We start from the raw sequence: 1,187 nt of genomic DNA on the forward strand, positions 1-1,187 counted from the left end.
ACCGGGCGGCTGTCCCTGGACGCGCATCCCTGGCTCGCCGACCACGTCGTCGCCGGACGCGTCGTCGTCCCCGGCACCGCCCTTCTGGAGCTGGCCCTTCGGGCAGCGCGCGAGGTCGGCTGCCGGCAAGTGGAGGAACTGGTCCTCGAAGCCCCGCTCGTCCTCCCGCAACGCGACTCCGTACATCTCCAGATCTCGGTCGGGGCCAAGGACGAGTCCGGGCGCTGCACCGTGTCCGTGCACTCGCGTGCCGACGACGCGGCCGAGACCGCCGACTGGCGGCGCAATGCCCACGGCACGCTCGCCGACACCGCTTCGGTGATCCCGGCCGGGCAGTCCACCTGGCCACCGGCCGGTGCCGAGGAAGTCGGCATCGAAACGCTGTACGGGGACCTCGCCGACGCCGGACTGCTCTACGGTCACACCTTCCGCGGCCTGCGCAAGGTGTGGCGCCGTGGCGACGAGATCTTCGCGGACGTACGGCTGCCTGAGGACCAGCACGGCGAGGCCGACGCGTACGGCATCCACCCCGCCCTGCTCGACACGGCGCTGCACGCGGCGGCCTGTCGCGAGGCCGCGGGCGACGATGCCGGGGGACGGCTGCCGTTCTCCTGGCGCGGGGTCGTGCCGGGAACACCGGGGGCGACAGAGGCACGAGTACACCTGTCGCGCTCGGGCGCCGATGCCATGACCGTGGCCCTGACCGATGTGGTCGGACGGCCTCTGTTCACGGCGGAGTCCCTGGCGCTGCGACCGCTCTCCACCGAACTGTTCGACGCTCCACCGGTCGAGGAGTCGCTGTTCCGTGTCGAGTGGACGCCGATCACGCCGACGGCCGCGCCCGAGACTCCCGCAGTCGAGTGGTACGACGACCTCGCCGCGGCTGCGCGCCGCGTCGGGGAGAGCGAGGGGCTCCCCTCCGTCATCGCTGTCCGCATCACCCCTGACCAGGTGCCCGACGCCGCGCGCGTCCACGAGCGGGTCACCGACGCGCTCGCCTTCGTCCAGGCCGTTCTGGGGCTGCCGAAGGAGCGGGCCGCAGGGCTTCGTGTCGTGATCGCCACGTCCGACGCCGACCTGGCTGTTTCCGGCGTGTGGGGTCTGGTGCGTTCGGCGCAGTCGGAGCATCCGGGGCGGTTTGTTCTGGTGGATGCGGACGCGGGTGCGGACGCGGGTGTGGGTGGTGG

The 1,187-nt window shown here is 72.5% G+C and carries 1 protein-coding gene; it reads left to right on the forward strand.

What is annotated here, in order from left to right; translation table 11 throughout:
* A partial coding sequence (locus ACGFN2_RS35895) for a polyketide synthase dehydratase domain-containing protein (protein WP_393367188.1) occupies positions 1-1,187 on the forward strand: 1,187 nt, incomplete at both ends.

Origin of the sequence: Streptomyces sp. NPDC048612, assembly GCF_043199295.1 — a bacterium.
In the GTDB taxonomy this organism is placed as follows: Bacteria; Actinomycetota; Actinomycetes; order Streptomycetales; family Streptomycetaceae; genus Streptomyces.